The organism is Mesorhizobium sp. M7A.F.Ca.US.002.01.1.1 (genome assembly GCF_004022955.1).
Classification (GTDB): Bacteria; Pseudomonadota; Alphaproteobacteria; order Rhizobiales; family Rhizobiaceae; genus Mesorhizobium; species Mesorhizobium ciceri.
On the sequence record NZ_RZQE01000802.1, the window covers coordinates 1 to 1,672 of the forward strand.

General features: G+C 64.0%; 3 protein-coding genes. All 3 read left to right on the forward strand.

Annotation, left to right across the window (positions count from 1 at the left end):
• Positions 1-768, forward strand: a 768-nt coding sequence (locus EN932_RS35595; protein ID WP_164890832.1) for a cyclopropane-fatty-acyl-phospholipid synthase family protein, incomplete at its 5' end; no start/stop codon positions are given.
• 67 nt (positions 769-835) lie between these two features.
• Positions 836-1,159 (forward strand): YnfA family protein, encoded by a 324-nt coding sequence (locus tag EN932_RS35600; RefSeq protein ID WP_127369675.1) that lies wholly within the window; start codon positions 836-838, stop codon positions 1,157-1,159.
• Between the two features lies 1 nt (position 1,160).
• On the forward strand, positions 1,161-1,672 hold a 512-nt coding region (locus EN932_RS35605), incomplete at its 3' end, for a small ribosomal subunit Rsm22 family protein (protein WP_281061575.1).

Genomic DNA, 1,672 nt, shown 5'->3' on the forward strand with positions numbered 1-1,672 from the left:
CGTCTGGCCGGCCTTCAGCCGGAGCTTGGCCTCTATCTCGCCAAGGCGTTCGACGTCGACGTGCAAGGCGTCACGCTGTCGACCGAGCAGCATGGCGTCGCCACCGACCGGGCGCATGCGCAAGGGCTGGAAAGCCGCGTGCATTTCGAGCTGAAGGACTACCGCGAACTCAATGAGCGTTTCGATCGCATCGTCTCGGTCGGTATGTTCGAGCATGTCGGCGTCAACCACTATCGCACCTTCTTCGACAAGAGCGCGACGCTGCTCAAGCCGGATGGCGTCATGCTGTTGCACACGATCGGCCGTTCCGGCGTGCCGTGGGCGACCAGCGCCTTCATCCGCAAATACATCTTCCCGGGCGGCTACATCCCGTCGCTGTCGGAAGTGATGCCTGCGATCGAGAAGTCGGGCCTGGTCGTCACCGACGTCGAGATCCTGCGGCTCCACTATGCCGACACGCTGAAGCACTGGGGCGAGCGCTTCGCCGCCAATCGCGACAAGGCCAAGGCGATCTATGACGAGCGCTTCTGCCGCATGTGGGAATTCTATCTGGCGGCCTCGGAAGCCGCCTTCCGCTGGCAGGATCTGGTGATCTTCCAGATCCAGATCGCCAAGAAGAACGATACGCTGCCGATGACACGCGACTACATGGCCAAGTGTGAAAAGGCGCTCGAGATGCGCGATATGGGGCATCGTGAAACGGCTCCCGTCAAAAAGAGCCCGGCCGCCAAGCCGGCTCGCCGCCGCAAAGTTGCCGACCAGGAATAGCATTGCCGCTTGCCATTGCCGGCGCCTGCACTGAAAAAGGTCCCGTGACCGTCGCGGGACCTTTTTCATGACCTTTGTCCTCTATGCCGCCGCCGCTCTGGCCGAGATCGCCGGCTGCTTTTCATTCTGGGCCTGGTGGCGGCTGGAGAAGTCGCCGCTTTGGCTGCTTCCCGGCCTCGCCTCGATTGCCCTGTTCGGCTTCCTGCTGGCGCTGGTCGACACGTCAGCGGCCGGTCGCGCCTACGCCGCCTATGGCGGCATCTACATCGTGGCGTCGCTTGGCTGGCTGTGGCTGGTTGAAGGCGTTCGCCCCGACCGCTGGGATCTTGCCGGTGCCGCGCTCTGCATTGCCGGTGCTTCGGTGATCCTTCTCGTCCCGCGGGGCGCTTGAGATGGAGTTGCCTGCCTCCCTTCGCCAAGGTGTCGAGCGTCTGCTCGAAAACGTTCCGCTGGCGGTACTCAAGCAAGCGGCAAAGACGCTGTCCGACCGCTACCGCGCCGAGTTGCGCGACGGCCGTCTGCACATGGCCGAGGATCTGGCGGTGAAGGCCTATCTGGCGACGCGGCTGCCGGCGACCTATGCCGCGATCCGTTCCAGCCTCGACGCGCTGAGCGACGCCAAGCCTGCCTTTCAGCCCAGGACCTTGCTCGATGTCGGCGCCGGCCCTGGCACGGTGCTTTGGGCCGCGACCGATCTGTGGCCCGATCTCGAACAGGCGGTGTTGTTCGAAGCCAGTGCCGCCGTGCGTAAGATCGGCGAGACGCTTGCCGGCAACACTATTGCCGCCCAGACCAGATGGCTGGCCGGTGATGCCACCATCGACCTTGCTGACATCGAGCCGGCCGATCTGGTCACGTGCGCTTATGTGCTCGATGAAATCGCGCCGGCATCGCAGCCGAAACT